The organism is Roseovarius sp. MBR-79, assembly GCF_053628555.1.
Genome location: NZ_JBRJGP010000002.1, coordinates 239014 through 264127 on the forward strand (window position 1 = coordinate 239014; position 25114 = coordinate 264127).

General features: G+C 67.0%; 28 protein-coding genes. 13 read left to right on the forward strand and 15 right to left on the reverse strand.

Annotated elements, in window-relative coordinates:
* Positions 1 to 165: 165 nt before the first annotated feature.
* Positions 166 to 1059, forward strand: a complete 894-nt coding sequence (locus ACSSV8_RS02975) for a LysR family transcriptional regulator (RefSeq protein WP_454281458.1) — start codon at positions 166 to 168, stop codon at positions 1057 to 1059.
* A 242-nt stretch (positions 1060 to 1301) separates the two neighbouring features.
* Here the strand turns inward: ACSSV8_RS02975 and gndA are convergent, their stop codons facing one another.
* The 4 genes from gndA to ACSSV8_RS02995 form a co-directional block, all read right to left on the reverse strand.
* Positions 1302 to 2696, reverse strand: a complete 1395-nt coding sequence (gene gndA / locus ACSSV8_RS02980; protein WP_454281459.1) for an NADP-dependent phosphogluconate dehydrogenase — start codon at positions 2694 to 2696, stop codon at positions 1302 to 1304.
* 162 nt (positions 2697 to 2858) lie between these two features.
* Complete coding sequence (gene argF, locus ACSSV8_RS02985; protein WP_454281513.1) at positions 2859 to 3785, reverse strand: ornithine carbamoyltransferase; 927 nt, start codon at positions 3783 to 3785, stop codon at positions 2859 to 2861.
* A gap of 78 nt (positions 3786 to 3863) precedes the next feature.
* Positions 3864 to 5039: an acetylornithine transaminase gene (locus ACSSV8_RS02990; RefSeq protein WP_454281460.1), complete on the reverse strand. Its 1176-nt coding sequence runs from the start codon at positions 5037 to 5039 to the stop codon at positions 3864 to 3866.
* A gap of 177 nt (positions 5040 to 5216) precedes the next feature.
* Positions 5217 to 6455: an MFS transporter gene (locus tag ACSSV8_RS02995; RefSeq protein ID WP_454281461.1), complete on the reverse strand. Its 1239-nt coding sequence runs from the start codon at positions 6453 to 6455 to the stop codon at positions 5217 to 5219.
* 156 nt (positions 6456 to 6611) lie between these two features.
* On the opposite strand from ACSSV8_RS02995, the gene ACSSV8_RS03000 reads away from it, so the two are divergent.
* Positions 6612 to 7514, forward strand: coding sequence for a DMT family transporter (locus ACSSV8_RS03000; protein ID WP_354537158.1), 903 nt, complete (start codon positions 6612 to 6614; stop codon positions 7512 to 7514).
* A gap of 117 nt (positions 7515 to 7631) precedes the next feature.
* The gene (locus tag ACSSV8_RS03005) at positions 7632 to 8216 is read left to right on the forward strand and encodes a carboxymuconolactone decarboxylase family protein (RefSeq protein WP_454281462.1); all 585 of its coding nucleotides are present in this window, start codon (positions 7632 to 7634) and stop codon (positions 8214 to 8216) included.
* A gap of 5 nt (positions 8217 to 8221) precedes the next feature.
* On the opposite strand, the gene ACSSV8_RS03010 is transcribed toward ACSSV8_RS03005, so the two are convergent.
* A complete protein-coding gene (locus tag ACSSV8_RS03010; RefSeq protein ID WP_354537160.1) occupies positions 8222 to 8563 on the reverse strand; it encodes an ArsR/SmtB family transcription factor in 342 nt (113 codons plus the stop codon).
* 209 nt (positions 8564 to 8772) lie between these two features.
* Here ACSSV8_RS03010 and ACSSV8_RS03015 point away from each other — a divergent pair, with 209 nt between their 5' ends.
* From ACSSV8_RS03015 to ACSSV8_RS03040, 6 genes are all read left to right on the forward strand, one after another.
* Positions 8773 to 9408 carry an ATP-dependent Clp protease proteolytic subunit gene (locus tag ACSSV8_RS03015; protein WP_354537161.1) on the forward strand — a complete coding sequence of 212 codons (636 nt, stop codon included), beginning with the start codon at positions 8773 to 8775 and terminating at the stop codon, positions 9406 to 9408.
* A 130-nt stretch (positions 9409 to 9538) separates the two neighbouring features.
* Entirely contained in the window at positions 9539 to 10804 is a 1266-nt protein-coding gene (gene clpX / locus ACSSV8_RS03020) for an ATP-dependent Clp protease ATP-binding subunit ClpX (RefSeq protein WP_354537162.1), read from the forward strand.
* Between the two features lie 61 nt (positions 10805 to 10865).
* The gene (locus tag ACSSV8_RS03025) at positions 10866 to 11234 is read left to right on the forward strand and encodes a RidA family protein (protein ID WP_354537163.1); all 369 of its coding nucleotides are present in this window, start codon (positions 10866 to 10868) and stop codon (positions 11232 to 11234) included.
* Positions 11235 to 11310: 76 nt separating this feature from the next.
* Entirely contained in the window at positions 11311 to 11694 is a 384-nt protein-coding gene (locus ACSSV8_RS03030; protein WP_354537164.1) for an NADH:ubiquinone oxidoreductase subunit NDUFA12, read from the forward strand.
* A 10-nt stretch (positions 11695 to 11704) separates the two neighbouring features.
* Positions 11705 to 12166: an outer membrane lipid asymmetry maintenance protein MlaD gene (gene mlaD / locus ACSSV8_RS03035; protein ID WP_454281463.1), complete on the forward strand. Its 462-nt coding sequence runs from the start codon at positions 11705 to 11707 to the stop codon at positions 12164 to 12166.
* A complete protein-coding gene (locus tag ACSSV8_RS03040; protein WP_454281464.1) occupies positions 12163 to 12522 on the forward strand; it encodes a DUF2155 domain-containing protein in 360 nt (119 codons plus the stop codon). Before mlaD ends, ACSSV8_RS03040 begins: the two co-directional genes overlap by 4 nt.
* Here ACSSV8_RS03040 and aat read toward each other — a convergent pair.
* From aat to ACSSV8_RS03060, 4 genes are all read right to left on the reverse strand, one after another.
* On the reverse strand, positions 12489 to 13130 hold the full coding sequence (aat, locus tag ACSSV8_RS03045) for a leucyl/phenylalanyl-tRNA--protein transferase (RefSeq protein ID WP_454281465.1): 642 nt from the start codon (positions 13128 to 13130) through the stop codon (positions 12489 to 12491). The two genes, ACSSV8_RS03040 and aat, sit on opposite strands and share 34 nt — an antisense overlap.
* The gene (gene accC, locus ACSSV8_RS03050; protein ID WP_354537168.1) at positions 13130 to 14479 is read right to left on the reverse strand and encodes an acetyl-CoA carboxylase biotin carboxylase subunit; all 1350 of its coding nucleotides are present in this window, start codon (positions 14477 to 14479) and stop codon (positions 13130 to 13132) included. The genes aat and accC overlap by 1 nt, the downstream gene beginning before the upstream one ends.
* 7 nt (positions 14480 to 14486) lie before the next feature.
* Complete coding sequence (accB, locus tag ACSSV8_RS03055) at positions 14487 to 14978, reverse strand: acetyl-CoA carboxylase biotin carboxyl carrier protein (protein ID WP_354537169.1); 492 nt, start codon at positions 14976 to 14978, stop codon at positions 14487 to 14489.
* A 116-nt stretch (positions 14979 to 15094) separates the two neighbouring features.
* Positions 15095 to 15637 (reverse strand): PAS and helix-turn-helix domain-containing protein, encoded by a 543-nt coding sequence (locus ACSSV8_RS03060; protein ID WP_354537170.1) that lies wholly within the window; start codon positions 15635 to 15637, stop codon positions 15095 to 15097.
* Positions 15638 to 15751: 114 nt separating this feature from the next.
* Here ACSSV8_RS03060 and ACSSV8_RS03065 point away from each other — a divergent pair, with 114 nt between their 5' ends.
* On the forward strand, positions 15752 to 17248 hold the full coding sequence (locus tag ACSSV8_RS03065; protein WP_454281466.1) for a class I adenylate-forming enzyme family protein: 1497 nt from the start codon (positions 15752 to 15754) through the stop codon (positions 17246 to 17248).
* On the opposite strand, the gene ACSSV8_RS03070 is transcribed toward ACSSV8_RS03065, so the two are convergent.
* Positions 17224 to 17598 carry a hypothetical protein gene (locus ACSSV8_RS03070; RefSeq protein WP_454281467.1) on the reverse strand — a complete coding sequence of 125 codons (375 nt, stop codon included), beginning with the start codon at positions 17596 to 17598 and terminating at the stop codon, positions 17224 to 17226. The genes ACSSV8_RS03065 and ACSSV8_RS03070 overlap by 25 nt on opposite strands.
* Positions 17599 to 17675: 77 nt before the next feature.
* Here ACSSV8_RS03070 and ACSSV8_RS03075 point away from each other — a divergent pair, with 77 nt between their 5' ends.
* Positions 17676 to 18431, forward strand: coding sequence for an alpha/beta fold hydrolase (locus ACSSV8_RS03075; RefSeq protein ID WP_354537173.1), 756 nt, complete (start codon positions 17676 to 17678; stop codon positions 18429 to 18431).
* Here the strand turns inward: ACSSV8_RS03075 and ACSSV8_RS03080 are convergent.
* Both ACSSV8_RS03080 and carA read right to left on the reverse strand, forming a co-directional pair.
* Positions 18428 to 19663, reverse strand: a complete 1236-nt coding sequence (locus tag ACSSV8_RS03080; RefSeq protein ID WP_454281468.1) for an acyl-CoA dehydrogenase family protein — start codon at positions 19661 to 19663, stop codon at positions 18428 to 18430. The genes ACSSV8_RS03075 and ACSSV8_RS03080 overlap by 4 nt on opposite strands.
* Before the next feature lie 78 nt (positions 19664 to 19741).
* Positions 19742 to 20890, reverse strand: coding sequence for a glutamine-hydrolyzing carbamoyl-phosphate synthase small subunit (gene carA, locus ACSSV8_RS03085; protein WP_454281469.1), 1149 nt, complete (start codon positions 20888 to 20890; stop codon positions 19742 to 19744).
* Between the two features lie 153 nt (positions 20891 to 21043).
* On the opposite strand from carA, the gene ACSSV8_RS03090 reads away from it, so the two are divergent.
* Positions 21044 to 21502: a GatB/YqeY domain-containing protein gene (locus tag ACSSV8_RS03090; protein WP_354537176.1), complete on the forward strand. Its 459-nt coding sequence runs from the start codon at positions 21044 to 21046 to the stop codon at positions 21500 to 21502.
* Positions 21503 to 21514: 12 nt separating this feature from the next.
* Here the strand turns inward: ACSSV8_RS03090 and ACSSV8_RS03095 are convergent, their stop codons facing one another.
* The 3 genes from ACSSV8_RS03095 to ACSSV8_RS03105 are packed head-to-tail and all read right to left on the reverse strand — an operon-like array spanning position 21515 to position 24359.
* Complete coding sequence (locus tag ACSSV8_RS03095) at positions 21515 to 22510, reverse strand: YcjF family protein (protein WP_454281470.1); 996 nt, start codon at positions 22508 to 22510, stop codon at positions 21515 to 21517.
* The gene (locus ACSSV8_RS03100; RefSeq protein ID WP_354537178.1) at positions 22507 to 22947 is read right to left on the reverse strand and encodes a GNAT family N-acetyltransferase; all 441 of its coding nucleotides are present in this window, start codon (positions 22945 to 22947) and stop codon (positions 22507 to 22509) included. The genes ACSSV8_RS03095 and ACSSV8_RS03100 overlap by 4 nt, the downstream gene beginning before the upstream one ends.
* Positions 22944 to 24359 carry a YcjX family protein gene (locus tag ACSSV8_RS03105; protein WP_454281514.1) on the reverse strand — a complete coding sequence of 472 codons (1416 nt, stop codon included), beginning with the start codon at positions 24357 to 24359 and terminating at the stop codon, positions 22944 to 22946. The genes ACSSV8_RS03100 and ACSSV8_RS03105 overlap by 4 nt, the downstream gene beginning before the upstream one ends.
* Before the next feature lie 134 nt (positions 24360 to 24493).
* On the opposite strand from ACSSV8_RS03105, the gene ACSSV8_RS03110 reads away from it, so the two are divergent.
* Positions 24494 to 25111 (forward strand): thiamine phosphate synthase, encoded by a 618-nt coding sequence (locus tag ACSSV8_RS03110; protein ID WP_354537180.1) that lies wholly within the window; start codon positions 24494 to 24496, stop codon positions 25109 to 25111.
* The last annotated feature ends 3 nt before the right edge of the window (positions 25112 to 25114 follow it).

Sequence of the window (25114 nt, forward strand, 5' to 3'; positions counted from 1 at the left end):
CGTGCCTCCCTGTTCTGAGACCTATGTCCCAATATAGGACTATAATAGGTCATAATTTATGACCTACAAAGCGCAAATTCATAAAAAAATCGTGCTCTTGCTATCGCCGAAGCGGGATTTCCTGCTATTGCGTCAAGGGCGGCACAGATTTTCAGGTATTAGCTCATGGACTGGGACAAGCTCAGAATCTTTCACGCAGTGGCCGACGCGGGCAGCCTCACCCATGCGGGCGATGCGCTGCACCTGTCACAATCGGCGGTTTCGCGCCAGATTCGCGCGCTGGAGGACTCGCTCAACACCACGCTGTTTCACCGTCATGCGCGCGGTCTGATTCTCACCGAACAGGGCGAATTGCTGTTTGACGCCACCCGCGCGATGATGAAGCGCCTCGACGCCGCCACCGCGCGTATCCGCGACAGCGAGGAAGAGGTGTTCGGCGAGTTGCGCGTGACCACCACCACCGGATTCGGCACGCTGTGGATGGTGCCGCGCCTGCCCAAGCTCTATGCGAAATATCCCGATCTCAAGATCGACCTCATGCTTGAGGAGCGCGTGCTTGACCTGCCCATGCGCGAGGCGGATGTGGCCATCCGCATGAAGGAGCCGTCTCAGGCGGACCTTATCCGCAAGCGGCTGATGAGCGTGCATATGTGCCTCTTTGCCAGCCGGTCCTATGTGGACTCCCATGGCGCGCCCGACACGCCAGAGGCGCTTTCGGCGCATCGGCTGATCTGCCAGAACCCGCGCTCGGCCCAGGTGGGTGCCGGGGCCACGCTTGTCAGTGAATTGATGACGAACGATATTTCCTCGTTGCTGACCGTCAACAACTATTTCGGCGTGCTTCAGGGGGTGCTGCACGATCTGGGCATCGGCGTGCTGCCCGATTACCTGTCGCACGACTTTCACCAACTGGTGCGCGTCCTGCCGGATGTCTCCTCGAGCGAGGTGCCGGTCTTTCTCGCCTATCCGGAGGAATTGCGCCAGTCCAAGCGCGTCTCCGTGTTCCGGGATTTCGTGCAGGACGAAATCGTGATCTACCGTCGCACCCTGAAAGTCTGACGAAGCTTTGCGCATCCTGCCCGCCAGGGCGGCACTTCGAAAATAAGCCATGCGCCAAGATCATATCGGCCATGCTGCACCTGCGGCATTATTTTCCTTGATCGGGCGGGATGCCGGTTTTATTTGCAGGTCATGGATTTGATGGCGCTCGCGCGATCACTTTCATACCTCCCTGTTGGACTTCGGCCGAGCTTAGTGCTCGGCCTTTTTTTTCGCTGCCGCGATTCCGGGCAAGACTGCCCTCAATCCCACCACGGCCCGTGATGCCGCCCCGCCTGCCCCAACCGCTCGAACCCGTGATGTCCGAACCGGTCGCGCTGCGCCTGGATGAGCGCGGCCGTGCCATGCCCGCGCCGCATCGTGTCATACCAGGCCAGTGCCCCCGAGAGCGCGGGCACCGCGTGGCCAGCATGGACCGCTTCGGCCACCACCTGCCGCAACGCGGGCAGCCACAAGGTCAGGTCGCGGGCGATTCCGGGCACAAGGATCAATTCGCCGCGCGGCGCGCCCGCGCCAAAGGCATCGGCGATGGTGTCGAGCATGTCGGCACGGATGATGCAGCCCGCCCGCCAGATCCGCGCGATCTGTGCGGGGTCAAGCGACCAGCCATAGTCATCGGACGCCGCCGCCATGACGCGGAACCCCTGCGCATAGGCCAGCATCCTGGCCGCGAGAAACGCCTCGGCCAGAACCTCGGGGCTGGCGATGATCGCCCCGACCGCGCCGCCCAGCACCGTCTCGGCTTGCTGCCGCGTCTCCTTTTCCGAGGACCAGCCGCGCGCCCCTACGGCGGCCTCGATCACGCTGGCCGACTGGCCCAGCCGCAGCGCCTCGATCACCGTCCAGCGCCCGGTGCCCTTCTGCCCGGCGGCGTCCTTGATGACATCCACCACCGGGTGCCCGGTCTCGGGGTCGCGCGCGGCCAGCACCTCGGCGGTGATCTCGACAAGGTAGGATCGCAGCGGCCCCGCGTTCCAGTCTGCGAAAATCGCCGCGATATCTGGCGGCGAGAGCGCGGCACCGTTGCGCAGAAGGCCGTAAATCTCGGCGATGATCTGCATGTCGGCATATTCGATGCCATTATGCACCGTCTTGACGAAATGCCCCGCCCCGTCGGGGCCAAGATGCGCGACGCAAGGCTCCTCCTCATGCCTCGCAGCGATGGCGGTCAGGATCGGTTCGAGCGCGGCCCACGCCCCGGCGCTGCCGCCCATCATCATCGAGGGGCCGTGCCGCGCCCCCGCCTCGCCGCCCGAGACGCCGAGACCGACAAAATGCAGACCGGTCGCCGACAGCGCCCCGGCGCGGCGGCGGGTGTCGTGGAAATCGGCATTACCCCCGTCGATCACGATATCGCCGGGGTCCAGAAGCGGCGTGATCTGCGCCAGCATCGCATCCACCGGCGCGCCCGAGGGGATCATCAGGAGGATGACACGGGGCACCCCCAGCGCCGCGACAAACTCCGCCAGCCGTTCGCTGGGGTGTAATCGCGGCGCCAGATCGCCCGCCTCCTCGATGAAGGGTGAAATCCAGTCCACCTCGCGGTTGGTGACGGCCACATCAAAGCCGTGCTCTGCCAGGTTCAACGCGAGCGCGCTGCCCATGGTGCCCAGCCCGTAGATCCCAATCTGTGCCATGCGCCCCCCTGCTACCGCTAACACCGCCGGATCAGGCTACGCCCGTGCGCGGCGCGAATGCAAGCGCCGACAGGACCTTCGGGTCAGGCCCGAGGGTGACGGGGGACACCGACGGCACCATCCTCCGGCTTGACCGGAGGATCTCCCGTCACGGCCGCCGCCTCAGACCCCCAGACACCAGCGCATCACGGCCTTTTGCGCGTGCAGGCGGTTCTCGGCCTCATCGAAAATGACCGATTGCGGGCCGTCCATCACCTCCGATGTCACCTCCTCGCCGCGATGCGCGGGCAGGCAGTGCATGAAGAGCGCATCGGGCTTGGCCGCCGCCATCAGCCGCGCATCCACCTGATAGGGCCGCAGCATGTTGTGGCGGCGCTCCTTGGTGGACTGGCTGTCATGCATCGACACCCAGGTGTCGGTGACGATCATATCCGCCCCCTCGACGGCCTTCATCGGATCGCGCTCGATGGTGATGCTACGGCCTGCCTTGCGCGCGAAGCCGATGAACTCGGCTTCGGGGTCGAGCTGCACCGGGCCGGTGAAGGTGAGGTCAAACCCGAATTGCGCGGCCGCATGAAGGAATGACGCGCAGACATTGTTGCCGTCGCCCGACCATACCACCTTGCGTCCTGCGATGGGGCCGCGATGTTCCTCGTAGGTCATCACATCCGCCATGATCTGGCAGGGATGGGTGCGGTCGGTCAGACCGTTGATCACCGGCACGTCCGAATGCTCGGCCATTTCCAGCAACACGGATTCGTCGAAGGTGCGGATCATGATCAGATCGACATAGCGCGACAGCACCCGGGCGGTGTCGGCGATGGTCTCGCCGTGGCCCAACTGCATGTCGGTGCCCGACAGCACCATGGTCTGCCCGCCCATCTGCCGCACGCCCACGTCGAAGGAAACGCGCGTGCGCGTCGAGGGCTTCTCGAAGATGAGCGCCACCATGTGACCGCCAAGCGGCTGCTCCTCATCGGGCGCGCCGCGCGGGCGGCCTTGGCGCGCGTCCTTCATGGCGCGGGCGCTGTCGATGATGCCGCGCAGGTCATCGGCGGGGGTTGTATGGATATCGAGGAAATGGGTCATGATGCGGTTCGCTTGTGTCTTGGGGCGCATGCGGGGGCCAGCCCCCGCACCCCCGGGATATTTGAGGCCAGAAGAAACTCAGGCCGTTTGCAATGCAGTGGCGGCGGCATCGAGGCGGGTGAGCGCCTCGGAAATCTCCGCATCCGTGATGTTGAGCGGCGGCAGGAGGCGCAGCACGTTGTCGGCGGCAGGGACCGTGGCGAGCAGCGCGTCATAGCCGGCCTGCACCACGTCCGAATTGGGCACACGGCACTTGAGGCCGAGCATCAGGCCCGCGCCGCGCACCTCCTCGAAGACCGAAGGGTGCGCCGCCACCAGCCCTTCGAGGCGCTGGCGCAGAAGGGCGGCCTTGCGGTTCACCTCGGCCAGAAATTCCGGCGTGGCGACATGCGCCATCACCGCGCAGCCCACGGCGCAAGCCAGCGGGTTGCCGCCATAGGTGGAGCCATGCGTGCCCGCGCCCATGGCCGCTGCTGCCCGCTCGGTGGCAAGCACGGCGCCGAGGGGAAAGCCGCCGCCGATGCCCTTGGCGACCATCATGATATCGGGGGTGATGCCGGCCCATTCATGGGCGAAGAGCCGCCCGGTGCGCCCCATCCCGCATTGCACCTCATCGAGAATCAAGAGCAGGCCATGCTCGTCGCAGAGCGCGCGCAGCCCCTTGAGGCACTGGTCGGGCAGCGGGCGGATACCGCCCTCGCCCTGCACCGGCTCGATCAGGATGGCGGCGGTCGTGTCGTCTATCGCGGCGTGGAGCGCATCGTGATCGCCCCAGGGCAGGTGTTTGAAGCCGGGCAAGAGAGGGCCAAAGCCCTTGGTCATCTTCTCCGATCCGGCCGCCGCGATGGCCGCCGAGGAACGCCCGTGAAAGGCCCCCTCGAAGGTCAGGATCGTGGTGCGCTCGGGCTGGCCCGCATCATGGAAATGCTTGCGCGCCATCTTGATGGCCAACTCACAAGCCTCGGTGCCGGAATTGGTGAAGAAGACCGTATCGGCGAAGGTGGCGGCCACCAGCCGGTCGGCAAGGTCCTGCTGCGCGGGGATGTTGTAGAGGTTCGAGGTATGCCAGAGCTTGCCCGCCTGCCCGGTCAGCGCCGCCACCAGATCGGGATGGGCATGGCCGAGCGCATTGACCGCGATGCCCGCGCCCAGATCGAGAAAGCGTCGCCCGTCGGCCTCGATGAGCCAGCTTCCCTCGCCCTTCACGAAAGTCAGGGGCGCGCGGTTATAGGTGGGCAGGATCGACGGGATCATGGCAAGGTCCTTTGAGGAACATAAGGCCCCTTGAGTGCCGCATGGGCGGGGGCAAGTCAACGATCTGGGGTTTGAGGGTGGTGCGCGGACGCACCGGGATCACGGACGGAACGTCAGGCGCGGATGCGTCGGCGTCGGGTCCCGGCATATGCGAAGGTCGTGATCATGGCGGCGTCCTTAGCCGGTTTCCTGCCCCTGGGGAAGCGGAATTTCGCGGCTGCGCACGGTGCCCAGGCGCGGATGCAGCCGCCCGGCCAGATGCGCGCAGCCCAGAAGTCCCGCACCCGCCACCGCGAACACCCCCGAGAGCGGCGCGGCGAGCAGCACGACCCAGGCCACCCCCGGCGTCACGATCCCCGAGACATCGCGGAAACTGGCATAGATCGCCGACATCTCGGTGCGCTCCGAGGGCTTGACCGCCAGGAGAAACGGCAGCCCCGCCGAGATGTCGAGCAGCACCAGAAACACCGAGGCGAGCGCCAGCGCCGCCACCGCGGCCCATGGCCAGGTGCCCATCAGAGCCGCGACGAGAAAGAGCGCGCCCGCCACGGTAAAGCCCGTGCGCACCGCCTGCCGGATCGAGCGACGCTGCATCCAGGCCAGCATCAGCGGCGTGGCAAAGAGCATCCCGTTGGAGACCGAAAGCAGCATCCCGCCCACCGAGTCACCCAATCCCCGCTCCAGCGCGAAAATCGGCAGATAGACCACATAGACCCACCAGCCGCAGGAGCGCACCACCGCAAAGAGCCACCCCGCCACAAGCCGCGGCTGCGCGGCAAAGCGCGGCAGCCACGCCAGCGGATTGGGCGCCGGCCCACGCGCGCGGGTTATGAGCCGCCCGTTGCCCAGCCTCTGCCACTGGAACACGCCCAGCATCGCCAGGACCGCCAGCGCCGAAATGCCAAAGGGCAAGGGCCGCCAGACATCGAGCAGCACCACGCCCAGCCACGGCCCCACCGTCCAGCCCAACGCCCCGAAGAACATGCGCGAGGTCTCGCACCGGCCCAGATCGGACTTGGCGATATGATCGAGCACATAGGCGTTGAAACAGACAAAGATCGTCACCGTCGCCGCCGTCACCAGCGCCAGCGCCGCGACCATCGCCACCGGACCGCCAAGCGCACCCATCCCCGCGCCGGTGGCGAACATCACGCAGCCGCCCGCATAGACCCGGCGGCGCGGCACGAAGCGCGTGACATAGGGCACCATCAGCCCGGTGGCGAGCGACAGGAGACCCACGAGGAAATAGATCTCGGACACCCGCGTCGCGGCCCCGAGCGCGCGGTAGATCTCGAGCGGCATGACCGAGATGAGAATGCCGCGCGCCATTGCCTCGAACCCCGCCAGAAAGCCGAAACCGCGCACCGAAGGGGTGGGCGGATGGCGCAGCCAGTCTGGGACGGAACGCGGTTGCATGGGCTCTCCTCTGCCCCCGGCTTGGCACGGGCCGCGCGCGCGGGCTTGGCGGGGCGCGACGCGATGTCGTTTTTGGAGCACGGCGCACGAAATCTTGTCGCATGGCGAGCACGTTTCCCGCTTGCAGGGACGGCGGCGCTGACGCATGGATCGGCCATGTTCACGCCGCGCGCCCCCAATCCCGGCCTCGCCGCCCTGCTCACGCTTCTGGCCGCCGCGCTGCTGGCGGGCACGACGCTTCTGGCCAAGGCGCTCGGGACCGGCGCGCTTGGCCCCGCGCTCAGCCCGTTCCAGATCAGCCACGGCCGGTTTCTCTTTGCCTTTCTGGCCATCGCCACCATGACGGCGGTGATCCGGCCCCGCCTCACGCAGCCGGACCTCGCCACCCATGCCAAGCGCTCGGCCCTTGGCTGGGGCGGGGTCACGCTGATGTTTGCGGCCGCCGCCTTCATTCCGCTGTCGGACGCCACCGCGATCAGCTTTCTCAACCCGGTTTTCGGCATGATGCTGGCCATCCCGCTTCTGGGCGAGAAGGTCGGGCCGGTGCGGTGGGGCGCGGCGGCGACCGCACTTGTCGGCGCGGCAATCCTGATGCGCCCCGGTTCGGGCGTCATCGAGACCGGCGCATTACTGGCGCTTGGCGCGGCGGTCTGTCTGGGGGGCGAGCTTATCTTCATCAAGCGGCTCGCGGGGCGCGAGGGGCCGTGGCAGATCCTGCTGGTCAACAACGCGATCGGCCTTGTCCTCGCCACGCTCGCCGTGATCTGGGTCTGGGCCGCACCCACGCCCGCGCAATGGGCGGCGCTGGTGGCACTCGGGCTGCTGATGGCGCTGGCGCAGACCGCCTTTGTCAATGCCATGGCGCGGGGCGATGCGAGCTTTGTCGCACCGTTCTTCTATACCGCGCTGATCTTTGCGGCGCTTTATGACGGGATCTTTTTCGGGGTCTGGCCCGATGCGGTCTCGATCCTCGGCGCCGCGGTCATCCTCACCGGGGCGGGCGTGCTTTTGTGGCGTGAGGGGCGGCGACGGGTGCCCGCGCCCCGAGGCCCTGCATGACTGCACACCCGGCTTCTCGCCTGCGCACGGCGCTCACGTTCTGGTGAACGCGGCGGCGGTTACATTCCACCTCGAAGCGCAATAACTAACATGGCAACGCAACCAAAGGAGGCGCTGATGACTGCCGAATACAAGACCGATCTGCCGCAAGTGAGCGACGACGCCGCCACGGGCAAGGCCAAGGACCTGCTTGACGGCGCGCGCGCCAAGCTGGGCTTCGTGCCCAACATGTATCGCGGCATGGCCAACAATCCGGGCCTGCTGAGCACCTATCTGCACGGCTATGCCCATTTCCGCGAGCAGGCCAATTTCACCCCGCCGGAACAGGAGGTCGTATTCCTGACCATTTCCGAGGGCAATGGCTGTGACTATTGCACCGCAGCGCATTCGATGCTGGCCGTGCATGTCTCGAAACTGTCGGAGGCGCATACGCAGGCTCTGCGCGATGGCAAGCCGCTCAGTGACGCGAAACTCGAGGCGCTGCGCAAATTCACCCACCACATGTGGGAGACGCGCGGCCTGCCAACCAAGGCCGAGGCCGAGGCGTTCAAGGCCGCAGGCTACAGCGACATGCACATCCTCGAGATCATCCTCGCGCTGGCGGTCAAGACCATCTCGAACTACGCCAACCACGTCAACCACACCGAGCTTGACGCGAAATTCGCGCCCTTCGCGGTTGGCAAATCGGTCGAACCGGCCTGAGAGGCCTAACCTTTGCGCCCCTGCCCTGCGGGGGCGCAGAACATCTCGTAGAGCACTTCGAGAAGCCGGAGCGCGCGCGGATCGGCAAGGCTGTAATACACGGTCTTTCCGTCGCGCCGCGTCCGCACAAGCCCCTCATGGCGCAGCCGCGCCAGTTGCTGTGACACCGCAGCCTGACGCGCGCCGAGCAACTCTTCAAGCTCACCCACGGACCGCTCGCCCGGCACCAGATGGCACAGCATCATCAGCCGCCCCTCATGCGAAAGAGCGCGCAGGAAATCCGCGGCTTTTTCCGCGCTGTCCTGCATCTGGGCCATGTCGGTCTCGGTGATATCGGGCAAGGTCATCGTCCAGCCATCCTTTTGCGCCGGTTTTAAGGCTTTCGGGCCCGCGCGGCAATCGCCAAAGCCGCGATTGTCTCACACGAATCGCGCGCGCGGCCCTTGCAGGGGGTGGGGCGCGCCACTAAGACTCCTTTAGCAACCAGCCGGTATCATCGGCGTATTTTGACGGCTCGCGCCTCTCGGGGTCCGGGCGAACCAGCAGGCGGGACAGGATGAAAGACCCTTTCGAGACATATATGAACACCCTCGTGCCGATGGTCGTGGAGCAGACCAGCCGGGGCGAGCGCGCGTATGACATCTTCTCGCGCCTGCTCAAGGAACGGATCATCTTCCTGAGCGGGCCCGTGCATGACGGCATGTCGAGCCTCATTGTCGCGCAATTGCTGCATCTTGAGGCGGAAAACCCGTCCAAGGAAATCAGCATGTATATCAACAGCCCCGGCGGCGTTGTGACGAGCGGCCTGTCGATCTACGACACCATGCAATACATCAAGCCCAAGGTCTCGACCCTCGTGGTCGGTCAGGCGGCAAGCATGGGTTCTCTGCTGCTCACCGCCGGCGAGCCGGGGATGCGGTTTTCGCTGCCCAACAGCCGGATCATGGTGCACCAGCCCTCGGGCGGCTATCAGGGGCAAGCCACCGATATCATGATCCACGCCCGCGAGACGCAAAAGCTCAAGGACCGCTTGAACGAAATCTACGTGCGCCACACCGGACAGAAGATCGAGGCGGTCGAGGCCGCGCTCGAGCGGGACAACTTCATGTCGCCCGAAGAGGCCAAGGACTGGGGCCTGATCGACGAAATCGTGGCCAACCGCGCGAAACCCGATGAGGCCGACGATAAATGATCGGTGATCGCCCGTGCGCGGGCGATCGTGAAATTCGCATTGTGGTGCTTTTCGCCCTGACTTAAGCTTGGCGGGAAGCATCAGACAAGACGACCGACGCCGCGCGGGCAGCGGCGCTGAAAGGAAAGCCATGGCGAACAATTCCGGCGACAGCAAGAACACGCTCTATTGCAGCTTCTGCGGCAAGAGCCAGCACGAGGTGCGCAAGCTGATCGCGGGGCCGACCGTGTTCATCTGCGATGAATGTGTCGAGCTGTGCATGGACATCATCCGCGAGGAAACCAAGAGCGCCGGGCTCAAGTCCACCGACGGCGTGCCTGCGCCGCATGACATCTGCAAGGTGCTCGACGATTACGTGATCGGTCAGGCGCGCGCCAAGCGCGTTCTGTCGGTCGCGGTGCACAACCACTACAAGCGCCTCAACCAGTCGGGCAAGAACGATATCGAGCTGTCGAAATCCAACATCCTGCTGATCGGCCCGACCGGCTGCGGCAAGACGCTTCTGGCGCAGACGCTGGCCCGCATCCTCGATGTGCCCTTCACCATGGCCGATGCCACCACCCTGACCGAGGCGGGCTATGTGGGCGAGGATGTGGAAAACATCATCCTCAAGCTCTTGCAGTCCTCCGAATACAATGTCGAGCGCGCGCAGCGCGGCATTGTCTATATCGACGAGGTGGACAAGATCACGCGCAAATCGGAAAACCCCTCGATCACCCGCGACGTGTCCGGCGAGGGCGTGCAGCAGGCACTTCTGAAGCTGATGGAGGGCACCGTGGCCAGCGTGCCGCCGCAGGGCGGGCGCAAGCATCCGCAGCAGGAATTCCTGCAAGTGGACACGACCAACATCCTCTTCATCTGCGGCGGGGCCTTTGCCGGGCTTGACCGCATCATCGCGCAGCGCGGCAAGGGCAGCGCCATGGGCTTCGGTGCCGAGGTCAAGGACCCCGACGCGCGCAACGTGGGCGAACTCTTCAAGGAACTGGAGCCGGAGGACCTGCTCAAGTTCGGCCTGATCCCGGAATTCGTCGGCCGTCTGCCGGTTCTGGCCACGCTCGAGGATCTCGACGAGGACGCGCTTGTCATCATCCTGACCGAGCCGAAGAACGCGCTGGTGAAACAGTATCAGCGCCTCTTCGAGATGGAGGGCGCGCGCCTCACCTTTACCGATGACGCCCTCAAGGCCATCGCCAAGCGCGCCATCGCCCGCAAGACCGGCGCGCGGGGCCTGCGCTCGATCCTCGAGGATATCCTGCTCGACACCATGTTCGACCTGCCCAGCCTCACGAATGTCGAAGAGGTGGTGGTCAACGAAGAGGCCGTGGCCGTGGCCGCCGCCCCTCTGATCATATACGCCGAGAAACGCGGCAAGAAGGAAGGCAAGAGCGCGGGCTGACCCCGCCAACCGGACCGGCCAAGGCGGGGCACAGGCCCCGCCTTTTTACGTGGAGCAGGATATGAAGCGGATCTTTTCAGGCAGCCCTTTCGAGGAAAAGGTGGGCTATGCCCGCGCCGTGGTGGCGGGTGGGTTCGTCCATGTGGCGGGCACCGTCGGCGCGGGCGACACCGTGACCGAACAATGCCGCGCGGCACTCGCCACCATCGAGACTGCGCTGGCCAAGGCGGGGGCCGGGTTTGCCGATGCGGTGCGCGTGACCTATTACCTGCCCGACGCGGCCGAGTTCGAGGCGTGCTGGCCTATCCTGCGCGAGACCTTCGGTGCCAATCCGCCCGCCGCGACCATGGTGGAATGCAATCTCATCGACCCGAAATACCGCATCGAGATCGAACTGACCGCGCTGGCCCCAACCCCGGACCGCGCCTGACCCCGCGACGGCGCTGCGTCTGGACCTTGCGGCGCGGTTCGGCCTATAAGAGCGGGACACGAGACAGGAGTCGTCCATGGGCATTCTCAACACCTTGCTGCGCGCCGTCACCTGGTGGAACGGGCAGACGCTCAACACCCAGTTACATACCTGGCGCAAGGGCGTGCGCGTCGGCGAGGATGACCAGGGCAACATCTTTTACCAGAGCCGTGACGCCAAGCGCCGCTGGGTGATCTTCAACGGCGAGGCCGAGGCAAGCCGCGTCAGCCCCGATTGGCATGGCTGGCTGCATCACACCTTTGCCGAGGCACCGACCGAGCGCCCCCTGCCCCGCAAATCCTGGGAAAAGCCGCATCAGGAGAACCTGACCGGCACACCGCTCGCCTATGCGCCCGCAGGCTCGATCCGCCGCACCGCCCCGGTGGAGCGGCGCGATTACGAGGCATGGCAACCGGAATAAGGGGCGCAACATGTCCGAGAACAAATCCGAGGTTCTGGTGGGCGGGGTCGTTCTTGCCGTGGCACTGGGGTTCCTGGTCTATGCCGGCAAGACCACCGGCATGACCGGGGGGGGTAGTGAATACACGCTCACCGCCTCTTTCCGCAGCGCGGACGGTGTGAACGTCGGCACTGATGTGCGCCTTGCCGGCGTCAAGGTGGGCCGCGTCTCCGATATCCAGCTCAACCCCGAAACCTATCGCGCCAACGCGGTCTTTACCGTGCGTGAGGGCATCAACGTGCCCGATGACAGCGCCGTGGCCATCTCCTCCGAGGGGCTGCTGGGCGGCAACTATGTCGAGATTCTGCCCGGCGGATCGCCCTTCCATTTCGAGGCGGGCGACGAGATCGAATTCACCCAAGGCTCGGTCAGCCTCGTGTCCCTCCTGATGAAATTCGTCTCGGGGGGCGAGCAGGCGCCTGCGGGTCAATGAGGCGCACGCGCACGGCGCTCTGCGCTCTGGTTCTGGCTGGGTCCGCTTGGGCACAGGAGCCTGCCACCCCCGGCACGGGCGCTGTGCTGCGCGCGCTCGACAAGATCACCACCGAAGTGCGCGATCTGGAACTGGCCAACGGGGGCACGGCGGAATTCGGCTCTCTGACCGTGGAACTCGGCGAATGTCGCTACCCCGTCGAAAACCCCGCCAGCGACGCCTATGCCTTTCTCAACATCCGCACGACACAAGGCGGGCAGGTGCTCTTCTCAGGCTGGATGCTGGCCTCCTCGCCCGCGCTCAACGCGCTGGAGCATCCGCGCTACGATGTCTGGGTGTTGCGCTGCACCACCTGAACCGGATCGCCTTCCAGCGGCACGGCGTGGATATCCGCCGCGCCTGACAGCGCCTCGGCAAGACGCGCGTGATAGGCGGCGCGGCTGATCTCGACAGCGCCGAGACTTGCCAGATGGTCGGTCAGGAACTGCGTGTCAAACAGGGTAAAACCGCAGCGCCGCAGATGGTCCACCAGATATGCCAGCGCCAGCTTGGACGCATCAGTGCGCCGCGAGAACATGCTTTCGCCGAAAAACGCCCGTCCCAGCGTCACGCCATAGACCCCGCCCGCAAGCGCGCCGCCCTCCCACACCTCCAGCGAATGCGCATCCCCCCGCGCGTGCAAGACCAGATAGGCCGCGCGGATCGGCGCACTGATCCAGGTATCCGCGCGCTCGGCGCAGGCGTCGAGCACGCCGGCGAAATCGCCATCAAGCGTCACCCGGTAGCCCCCGCGCCGCATCCGCCGCGCCAGACTGCGCGAGATGTGAAACCCGCCCAAGGGCAGCACCCCGCGCCGTTTCGGATCGACCCAGAACACCTCCGGGTCGTCGCGGTGCTCGGCCATCGGGAATACCCCCGCCGCATAGGCACGCAACAGCATCTCCGGGGGCAGAAACGCGGGCATCACGCCCGCAGATTGGTTTCCAGCCAGCGTTCCAGCCAGTGGATATTATACGTTCCGCGCTGGATGTCCTCTTCCTGCAAGAGCGCGTGAAAGAGCGGCACAGTGGTATCCACCCCGTCGACGATCAACTCGCCAAGCGCGCGCGCAAGCCGGTTGAGCGCGGCGGGCCGGTCGACCCCGTGGACGATCAGCTTGGCAATCAGGCTGTCGTAATAAGGCGGGATCTTGTAGCCGTCATAAAGCGCGCTATCCATCCGAACGCCCAGACCGCCCGGCGCGTGAAACTGCGTGATCCGGCCGGGGCGCGGCGCGAAATCGGGCAGTTTCTCGGCGTTGATGCGCACCTCGATGGCGTGGCCATTGATGCGCAGATCCTCCTGCGTGAAGGACATCGGCAGCCCCTCGGCCACGCGGATCTGTTCCTGAACCAGATCGACACCGAAAATCGCCTCGGTGACGGGGTGTTCCACCTGAAGGCGCGTGTTCATTTCGATGAAGAAGAACTCGCCCTGCTCATAGAGAAACTCGATCGTGCCCGCGCCGCGATAGCTGATATTGGCGCAGGCGTCGGCGCAGATCTTGCCGATGCGCGCGCGCTCTTCCTCGGTGATGCAGGGGCCGGGTGCCTCTTCCAGAACCTTCTGGTGGCGGCGCTGAAGCGAGCAGTCCCGCTCGCCCAGATGGACCGCACGACCCTTGCCATCGCCGAACACCTGCACCTCGATATGCCGCGGCGTGGTCAGGTATTTCTCGATATAGACCTCGTCATTGCCGAACGCCGCCTTGGCCTCGGACCGCGCGGTGAGAAAGGCGCGTTCCAGCTCGTCGGCGCTCTGCGCCACCTTCATGCCGCGCCCGCCGCCGCCCGCCGTCGCCTTGACGATCACCGGAAAGCCGATCTCGGCACAGAGCGCCTTGGCGGCGGCCACATCGGCGATGCCGCCCTCGGAGCCGGGCACACAAGGCACGCCAAGCGCCTTCATCGTGTCCTTGGCGGTGATCTTGTCGCCCATGATGCGGATATGCTCCGCCGAGGGGCCGATGAAGGTCAGCCCGTGATCCTCGACGATCTGGACGAAATTGGCGTTTTCCGACAGAAACCCATAGCCCGGATGGATCGCCTGCGCGCCCGTCACCTCGCAGGCGGCGATGATCGAGGGGATGGAAAGATAGCTCTCGGACGAGGGCGGCGGGCCGATGCAGACCGATTCGTCGGCCATGCGCACATGCATCGCATCGGCATCCGCCGTGGAATGGACGGCGACCGAGGCAATCCCCATCTCGCGCGCGGCACGGATCACCCGGAGCGCGATCTCGCCGCGGTTGGCCACAAGGATCTTGTCGAACATCTGCGCCTCACTCGATGATCATCAGGGGCGCGCCATATTCCACCGCCGCGCCATCCTCGATCAGGATGCGCTTGACGGTGCCCGCGCGCGGGGCGGGGATGTGGTTCATGGTCTTCATCGCCTCGATGATCAGAAGGGTGTCACCCTCCGCCACCTGCGCACCCACGCTGACAAAGGCGGGCGCGCCCGGCTCTGCCTGCATGTAGACGGTGCCCACCATGGGCGAGGTGACAGCACCGGGATGGCTTGCCGGGTCCTCGGCAGGCGCGGCAGCGGCGGAAGGGGCGGCAGCGGCAGCGGCAGCGGGGGCGGCATGGGCCACGGGGGCCGGGGCGGCGGCATAGGTCACGGCCTCGCCCTTGCGGCTCACCCGGACGTGAAGCGTGTCATCCTCGCCATATTCGCGCTTGACCGACAGCTCGGTCAGGTCATTCTCGTTGAGAAGTTCCGCGAGGGCCTTGATAAAGGCCACGTCCGATTCATGCGATTTGTTCGACATTTGCGTCCTCGGTAAGTGCGTAGCAGGCATGACGTGCCCGCATGGCGTGAGTTTGGCCGCTTATAGGCCATGCGGGGGGCTGAGAAAAGCGGCCAATTGCCGTGGCGGCAGGTGCGTCAAAGCGGCATCCCCGACAGCTTGGCCACCAGTTCGGCCAGATTGCGGGCGTGGAATTTCTCCAGCAGGCGCGCGCGATAGACCTCCACCGTGCGATAGCTCAGCCCCAGTTCCAGCCCGATTTCCTTGGATGTCTGGCCCCGGCAGGTCAGGATCGCCACTTCACGTTCGCGTTGCGTGAGCCGCACAAGGGGCCGCTCCTCCGACAGATCGGCAAAAGACCAGACCCCGCGCTGAAACGGGGCCGATGGCGTGAGCGACGCGCCGCGCACGCGGCACCAGAAGAGATCGCCACTCGCCCGCCGCATCACACGCTCATCGCCATAGCGTCCGGTGCGGCGCATGACCGCCAGCGCATCGGCCCCGATGCGCCGGTAATCCTCGATCGACGGGTAGAACCGTGCGAGCGGCACGTCGCCATAATCCCCGGGCGCACCGCCGAAGGTCGCGGCGAATTGCCGGTTGCAGGCGCGGATGATGCGATGTTCGAGCACGGCAAGACCGATGGGCGCGTGTTCGAAAGCGAGGGTTCCGATCTCCATGGCCTCCGTTATGCCGCGCGCGCCGCGCCGCTCCAAGCGATTTGCGTAGTCCTACGGAATTGCGCCGCCGCGCAGAGGGTGGTTTGTTGCCCCGGACAAGGGAAGGATGGCCCCATGAATATCGGTCTCTGGCTTGAGCGGGCGGCGCGTGGCGCGCCCCGACACCCTGCGCTCTTTCTCGGGCGCAAGCAGGTGGCCGATTATGCGGGCTTTGATGCCCGCGCGCGCGGCGTCGCGGGCCCGCTCATCGCGCAGGGGGTCACGCCGGGCGACCGGGTCGCACTTTTCATGGGCAACGCGCCGGACTACCTGACCGCCCTTTACGGCATCTGGTATGCGGGCGCGGTCGCGGTGCCGATCAATGCCAAGCTGCACGGGGCCGAGGCGGCCTGGATCATTGCCGATGCGGGCGCGTGCATGGTGCTGGCAGACGCGCCGCGCCGCGCCGCGCTTGAGGCCGAAGGCGTGGCCGCGCAGCCCGTCACCGAGGGCGCGCCGCTGGCCCATGTGGCCCCGCGCGCGCCGCAGGATCTGGCCTGGCTCTTCTACACCTCGGGCACCACCGGGCGGCCCAAGGGGGTGATGATCACCCACCGGATGCTGGCGGCGATGTCGCTTGCCTATCTGGCCGATGTGGACGCGGTCTCGGGCGACGATGCCACGCTCTATGCCGCGCCGATGAGCCATGGCGCGGGGCTTTACGCGCTGGTCCATGTGCTGCGCGGCGCGCGCCATGTCTGCCCCGCATCGGGCGGCTTCTACGAGGGCGAGATCCTCGATCTCGCGCGCCATCATGGCCGGTTGCACATGTTCGCCGCCCCCACCATGGTCCGCCGCCTGACCGCCCATGCCAGGGCGACGGGCGCGCGCGGCGAGGGGCTGCGCCGCATCGTCTATGGCGGCGGGCCGATGTATGAGGCCGACATCCTCGACGCGGTGGACTGGTTCGGCCCGGTCTTTCTCCAGATCTACGGTCAGGGCGAAGCGCCCATGGCGATCACGGCACTTTCCCGCGCCGAGGTGGCGGACCGCGCCCATCCCGACTGGCGCGCGCGGCTCGGCTCGGTCGGGCGCGCGCAATCGGTGGTGGAGGTGCGCATCGCCGACGAGAGCGGGCAGGACGTGCCCGAGGGCGCTGTGGGCGAAATCCTCGTGCGCGGCGATCTGGTGATGCCCGGCTACTGGCAGAACCCGGAGGCCAGCGCGCAGGCGCTGCGGGGCGGCTGGCTCCGGACCGGCGATCTGGGGCGGATGGACGGCGCGGGCTACCTGACGCTCTGCGACCGGTCCAAGGACATGATCATCTCGGGCGGCAGCAACATCTATCCCCGCGAGGTGGAGGAGGTGCTGCTCATCCACCCCGACGTGACGGAGGCCGCCGTCGTGGGCGCGCCCGATCCCGACTGGGGCGAGGTGGTGGTGGCCTTCATCGTGGGCGATGTCAGCGCCGAGGCGCTCGACACCCATTGCCGCGCGCATATCGCCCGGTTCAAGGCCCCCAAACGCTATGTCGCGGTCGAGAGCCTGCCCAAGAACAATTACGGCAAGGTTCTGAAAACCGCGCTGCGCGCGCGCCTGCAGGAGGTTCAGGACGCGCCGACAAGCGAATAGATCAGGTAAAGCAACGCCCCGAACACCATCAGGTTGAGAACGATACCGCCCAGAAAACGCAAAAGCGCTGTCTTGCGCGCCTCTCCCGGATCGAGCCGCCCGAGATGGCCGTGCAGATCGCCAAAGGCCGCGTTCACCGCGCGATGATCGACCAGCCGTGCCAGACGGGGATGACCCATCCAGTCCTGCGCGCCGAGAATCACCGCCGCCGCACGCCGCTGGCGTTTTGGCAGACGACGCCCCGCGCGCCGGATCTGGCGGTCCAGATCCGCCCCTTTCACGCGCAGCTTTCCCTCCAGCGCCGCGCGCAACGCCTCGATTTTCCTATGAAACTCCACTGTATCAATCACTTGAACACCTCTCCTGACACAACTTACAACACCCGCCCGCTCTGGCCAAGCCCGACCTGTGGCGCTAAGGATACCCCATGTTGACCCATATCGACCATGGCAAGCCGACCGATCGCCCCGGGCTGTTGATCGCACACGGGCTTTACGGCTCTGCCCGCAACTGGGGCGTGATCGCCAAGCGCCTGTCGGATACCCGTCGCGTGCTTGCCGTGGACATGCGCAATCACGGTGCAAGCCCCTGGTTCGACACGCATTCCTATGAGGACATGGCCGCCGATCTGGCCGAGGTGATCGCGGCCGAAGGTGGCACATGGGATGTGATGGGCCATTCCATGGGCGGCAAGGCGGCGATGGTGCTGGCACTGACGCACCCCGAGCTTGTGAACCGTCTGATCGTGGCGGATATCGCCCCCGTCGCCTATTCTCACAGCCAGCTTGCCTATGTCGAGGCGATGAAATCGGTCGATCTCTCTGTGATCGAACGGCGCTCTGACGCGGGCGCGCAACTTCTGCAACGGATCGACAATCCCGACCTCGTGCCGTTTTTCCTTCAGGCGCTCGACGTCAAGGAAAAGCGTTGGCTGCTCAATCTCGACACGCTGGCGCGCGAGATGCCGAAAATCATAGGGTTTCCTGATATATCAGGTGTTTACGAGGGCAAATGCCTGTTTTTGACCGGCGCGGACTCGGGCTATGTCACGCCCGAACACCGCCCCCGGATCAAGGCGATGTTCCCGCGCGCGCAATTCATGAAGATCCCCGGCGCGGGCCATTGGCTCCACGCCGAGAAGCCGCGCGAATTCGAGGCGGCCGTGCGGGAGTGGCTGGGTTAGACCTTCGCCTGCGTATGGCGCCGCAACTCGGCCCGCGCCACCTGCCGCCGATGCACCGCATCCGGCCCGTCGGCCAGCCGCAGCGTGCGCACATGGTGCCACATCGCCGCCAGCGGCACGTCCTGCGAAATGCCCTGCGCGCCGAACATCTGCACGGCCTCGTCGATGACCTTGAGCGCGACGCGCGGGGCCACCACCTTGATCTGGTGAATCCACGGCGCTGCGGCGCGCGGATCGCCCTGATCCATCATCCACGCGGCCTTGAGGCACAAAAGCCGCGCCTGCTCGATCTCCATGCGGCATTCGGCGATGATGTCGTAATTCGCGCCCAGCTCTGCCAGCGGCTTACCGAAGGCCTCGCGTGCGAGGCTGCGCTTGCACAGCATCCCCAGCGCCGCCTCGGCCAGCCCGATCGCACGCATGCAGTGATGGATCCGCCCCGGCCCAAGCCGCCCCTGCGCGATTTCGAAGCCGCGCCCCTCGCCCAGAAGCAGGTTTTCCACCGGCACGCGGACGCCCGAGAAACGGATATGCATATGCCCGTGCGGCGCGTCGTCATGGCCGTAGACCTCCATCGCGCGCAGCTTCTCGATACCGGGGCTGTCGGCGGGCACGACGATCATCGAATGACGCTGGTGCCTGGGCAGGTCCTCGCCCCCCGTCCGCACCATCACGATATAGACGGCACAGCGCGGATCGCCCGCGCCGGTCGCCCACCATTTCTCACCGTTCAGAACGTAGTGATCGCCCTCACGGACGCAGGACATGGCGATATTGGTGGCGTCCGAACTGGCCACATCCGGCTCGGTCATCAGGTAGGCCGAGCGGATATCGCCCGCGAGCAGCGGCTTGAGCCAGCGCTCTTTCATCGCCGCCGTGCCGTAGCGGTGAAACACCTCCATGTTGCCGGTGTCGGGCGCGTTGCAGTTGAACACCTCCGGGGCGAGCGGGCTCTTGCCCAGTTCCTCGGCGAAATAGGCGTATTCGACCGTTGTGAGGCCAAACCCCGCCTCACCCTCGGTCAGCCAGAAATTCCACAGCCCCTCCGCCTTGGCCCGTGCCTTCAGCCCATCGAGGATCTCGGCCTGCCGGGGCGTGAATTGCCAGCGGTCGCCCTTCTCCACCTCTGCGTGAAACGCGTTCTCCATGGGCGCGATCTCGTCGCGCACCATCTCCGCCACCCGCGCGAGCAGCGCCCGCATCTCGGGGCGCATTCCAAGGTTCATGTCCATCTCAGCCGCCTTTCGCCGTTTTGCCGTTTTGCCGCCAGTTGAGCGCGTGCAGCGGGCGACGGCAAGAGGCAATGCCCGTCACTGCGCCATCGAGGCCGCGAACCGCTCGAAGAGGTAAAAGCTGTCTTGCGGTCCGGGGCTTGCCTCGGGGTGGTGCTGCACCGAGAAGACCGGCCGGTCCTTGAGACGTATGCCGCAATTCGACCCGTCGAAAAGCGAGACATGCGTCTCGATCACGCCCTTGGGCAGGCTCTGGCCATCGACGGCAAAGCCGTGGTTCATCGAGGTGATCTCGACCTTGCCGGTCTCCAGATCCTTGACCGGGTGGTTCGCGCCGTGATGGCCGTGGTTCATCTTGACCGTGCGGCCCCCGAGGGCCAGCGCCAGCATCTGATGACCAAGGCAGATCCCGAAGAGTGGCAGCCCCTTGTCTAGAACGCCCCGGATCATCGGCACGGCATAGTCGCCCGTGGCCGCCGGATCGCCGGGGCCATTGGACAGGAACACCCCGTCAGGGGAATGGGCCAGCACGTCCTCGGCCGTGGCCGTCGCGGGCAGCACCGTGACCTCGCAGCCCGCGCTTGCAAGGCACCGCAGGATGTTGCGCTTGGCCCCGTAATCGACCGCAACAACCTTGTGGCGCGCCTTTGTCTGGCGCGCATAACCCTCGGGCCAGGCCCATCTCATCTCGTCCCAGCGGTAGGACTGCGCGCAGGTCACGCGGCGGGCAAGGTCCATCCCCTCCAGCCCCGCGAAACCGCGCGCCTTCGCCACCAGCGCGCCCACGTCGAAATTACCCGACGGATCATGCGCCAGCGCCACATGCGGCGCGCCCTGCTGGCGGATCGCCCGCGTCAGCCGCCGCGTGTCCACGCCGCCGATGGCGATGCGCCCGCGTCGCGCGAGCCACTGCGCCAGATGCTCCTCGGCGCGCCAGCTTGACGGCTCGGTCGGGTCCCACTTGACCACCATGCCCTCGGCCACCGGCTCGGCGGTCTCGTCATCCTGCGCGTTCACGCCGACATTGCCGACATGCGGAAAGGTGAAGGTCACGATCTGCCCGGCATAGGAGGGGTCGGTCATGATTTCCTGATAGCCGGTCATGGCGGTGTTGAAGCACAGTTCCGCCACCGTCTCGCCCACGGCCCCGAAGCCGTGTCCGTAAAAGAGCGAGCCATCGGCAAGCGCAAGGCAGGCGGTCGGGCGGGGCTTGGTCGCATGGGCCATCGGGCGCGTCTCCGGGCTTGGGCAAATCGGCGCATACCTAGGCCCAGCCCCCGACAGGGTCAAGCCGCGATCCACGCCGCATGTGGACAGGTTGCCTTGGGTCTGCGCATTGGCTAATGTCATGGACTTGCGAACTGCCATGGGGATGGACAGATGGATTTGCGCGACCGGGTCAACCACGCCCTCAAACAGGCCATGAAGGACAAGGACCAGAGCCGCCTCGCCACGCTGCGGCTGGTCAATGCCGCGATCAAGGATCAGGAAATCGCGCAGCGCGGCTCCGAGGATGCGGCCCCGTTGGGCGATTCCGACATTCTGGCGATTCTCGCCAAGATGACCAAGCAGCGCAACGAAAGCGTGCGCGCCTATGAAGAGGGCGGGCGTCTGGATCTTGCCGAACGCGAGCGCGCCGAGATCGCGGTGATCGAGGATTTCCTGCCGCGCCAGCTCGATGACGCCGAGGTCGCGGCCGCCATCGACCGCGCCATCGCCGATGTGGGCGCAAGCTCGATCCGCGACATGGGCAAGATCATGGCCCGGCTCAGGGACCGCCACGCCGGTCAGATGGATTTCGGTGCCGTGGGCGGGCAGGTCAAGGCGCGGCTCGGCTAACCGCGCCGCGCCCTACCCCGCCGCGTCTCCACGCGAAAAAAGCCCGGTCAGCGCGCGCCGCACCACGCCGCCGACCGAGGGCGCGGGCGTGGCGATGCGCGGCAGGGGGCGGCACAGCTCGATCGCGGCCAGCCCCACCCGCGCCGTCAGCGCGCCATTGACGACCCCCTCGCCAAAGCGCCGCGAGAGCCGCGACACCAGCCCGCCACCCGCCACGCTGCCGATGAGGTCGTCACCGACGGCCACCGCGCCCGTGGCCACCAGATGCGCCATTACCGCCCGCGCCAGCCGCCAGTTGCCAAGCGTGCCGGTGCGCCCGCCATAGATCGTCGCCACCGCGCGGATCATCCGCAGGTTGGCAACGAGCGCCCCCACCACATCGGCAAGCGCCAGTGGCACCAGCGCGGTGACGGCGGCCACCTGCCGCGCAGCACCTTCCACCTCGCGCAGGGCTGCGGCGTCGAGGGGCGCTAGCAGTTCGGCCTCGGCCAGAGCCAGAAGCGCATCGGCGTCAAAGGCATCGCCCGCCCGCTCGTCAAGACGCGCCAGACCCCAGGCCGCCTCGGCCCGGCCCCGGTAGAGCGCGCGCAGCCGCGCCAGCACCCTGCGCGCCGCGGCCAGATCGCCCGCATCACGCGCCGCCCCGGCCTCTGCGCGCAGCGAATCGAGCCGCCCGAGACGGGCAAACCCCGCCACCTCGCGCAGGCCGATGAGCACGGCCACCCCCAGCAAGGCCACGCCGACGCCCGCCACCGCCCAGCCAAGCAGGGGCGCGCGCGCAAGGAGCGCCATGACGAAATCCCAGGCCGCGACCGACACCGCCGCGCCGAGAAGCGCCAGCGCCAGCCCCCAGAACGCCCGACCGAGCCAGGACGGCCGCCGCGCCAGCCCCGCCATCGCCGCGCGCATGGCCTGCCCCTCGGGCAGCGCCTCGGGCACCGGGGGCGCACGGTCGGGCGCGGCCTCGGATCCCTCGTCCAGCTCGATCAGCACCGGCCCCTTGCTCATGCCCCGTTCCTTTCGCGCCAGATCATCAGGATATCGGGCAGCCCCTCGTCGTTGCCGCCGCCCCGCGCATAACTCTCCTCGGCAAAGCCCTCGGCACGGTAAAAGGCGCGGGCGGGCGCATTGGCCACCAGAACCCAGAGATCAAGCGCCCCCGCCGCCTTGGCCTCGGTCAGGAGCGCGCGGCCCACCCCCTGCCCCCGCATGCGCGGACAGACATAGAGGGCGTGAATGCGGCTGCCCTCGCGCACCACGAAACCCGCGACGCGCCCGCGCAGCCACGCCACCCGCACCCAGCCGCGCCGCACCACCGTGACCAGCACCCGCAGATCCGCGCCCCGGCTGCGCGCGCGCGGCAACCACGGCGTCTCGCGGGTAAAGGCCCAGAGGATCGCCGCCAGCCGGGGCACCTGCCAGATATGCGCGCGCGCCAGCCTCACAGCCGGTCCCCGATCAGGAACTCCGCCGCCCGGTCGAGCCGGATATGCGGCGGCCCCTCGCCGGGGCGCAGGCTCAGGCGCGCAGGCGCAAAGCGCATGGCGCCAAAGCCGTCGCCCAGCCACGCCTCGGCCCCCGCGCGGGCAGGCGACAGCAGCGCGGCAGGATCCTCGGGCAGATCGCCGGGATGAAACGCCGCCTGCCGCCCGGTCTCCAGAAGCCGCCCGCGCACCATGCCAAGCACCTTGCCGCCATGGCCGCGCTCTTCCTCCACCGTGGCGCGCAGCGCGGCGATGGCCATGGCGCGCGTCTGCGCCCCGGCGAAATCCGCCCGGTCGCGCGCCTCGCGCAGAAGCGCCTCCATGATCGCGGCAAGGCGCGCGTGCTGCGTGTGGTGCAGATGGTCGGCCTTGGTGGCGGCGAAAAGGATCCGCTCCACCCGCCGCCCCTGCAAGATCCGCGTCAGGAACGCGTTGCGCCCCGGCCGGAACGCGCCGAGGATGCCCGCCATGGCACCGCGCGTCTCCTCCAGCGCCTGCGGCCCCTTGTGGATCGCATCCAGCGCATCGACGAGCACGATCTGCCGGTCGATCCGCGCGAAATGGGCGCGAAAGAACGGGCGGACCACCTCGCGCTTGTAGCCCTCGAACCGGCGCGCCATCTCGGCCAGAAGGCTGCGGCGTCCCGCCCCCGGCAACTCGGGCAGCGGCGCGAAGGTGACGACCGGCGCGCCCGCCAGATCGCCGGGCAGCAGGAACCGCCCCGGCGTGCAATCGGCGCGCCCCTTGGCGCGCGCCGCTGTCAGCCATCCGGTATAGGCCCGCGCCAGCCGCTGCGCCTCGGCCTCGTCATGGGGGGCTGCGGGATCGGCAGCATCGAGCGCCGCGCGCCATTCCCCGGCCTCCGCCTGCCCCTCGGCCCGGGCCAGCGCGCCGCGCGACCATTGTGTGTAACTCTGGTCCAGAAGCGCCAGATCAAGCAGCCATTCGCCCGGATAGTCGACGATGTCGAGATGCACCGTGCGCGGCCCCGCCAGCCCCGCCAGCATCCCCGCAGGCCGCACCCGCAGCGAGAGCCGCAATTCCGAGACCGCGCGCGTGCTTTCGGGCCAGTGCGGCTCGGGCCCCGTGAGCGCCGCCAGATGCGTCTCGTACTCGAAACGCGGCAGGGTCACATCGGGCTGCGGTTGCAGATAGGCAGCCAGAATGCGCCCCTCGCCCGCCGCGCGCAGCCCGCCCATGCGCGCCCGGTCCATGAGATTGGCCACCAGCGCGGTGATGAACACCGTCTTGCCCGCGCGCGCAAGGCCAGTGACGCCCAGCCGGATCACCGGCTCGAAGAACGCGCCCGATACGCGGTCGCCCAGATCCTCGATGCCCCGTGTCAGCCCTTCGGCCAGCCCCGCAATCGCCACGCCCCGCCCCTTTTGCCCGTTGCGCCCAAGATAGAGAGCGGTGCCGCACCTTGCCAGAGGCCATTTCCCGCGACGAGTGGTCAAACACGATTTTCCCCGCTAAGAGAGCGGCACGATTTCAAGGAGTTCGCGCCATGGCCGAAGCAGAGCAACCGCAGATCTACCTCGTCACCCCGCCCGCCTTCGAACGGGACGCGTTTGCCCCCCGCCTTGCCGCCGTGCTCGATGCGCAGGCCGTGGCCTGCGTGCGCCTCGCCCTGGCCAGCACCGACGAGGACAGTGTCGCGCGCGCCGCGGATGCCTGCCGCGAAATAACACACGCGCGCGACGTGGCATTGGTGATCGAGCGCCATCTCGGGCTGGTGGAACGGCTTGGCCTCGACGGGGTGCACCTTCCGGACGGCGCGCGCTCGGTGCGCGCGGCGCGCAAGGCGCTTGGTCCCGATGCCATTGTCGGGGCCTTTTGCGGGGCCTCGCGCCATGACGGCATGAGCGCCGGAGAGGCGGGCGCGGATTACGTGTCCTTCGGTCCGGTCGGGGCCACGGCGCTCGGTTCGGGCACACGCGCCGAGAGAGAGCTCTTCGAGTGGTGGTCCGAGATGATCGAACTGCCGGTCGTGGCCGAGGGCGCGCTTGATGGCCAGACCGTCGCCAGCCTTGCCCCGGTCAGCGACTTCCTGGCCTTCGGCGAGGAAATCTGGCGCGAGGACGATGCCGGTGCGGCGCTGTCCCGGCTTCTCGCGGCGATGTGACCC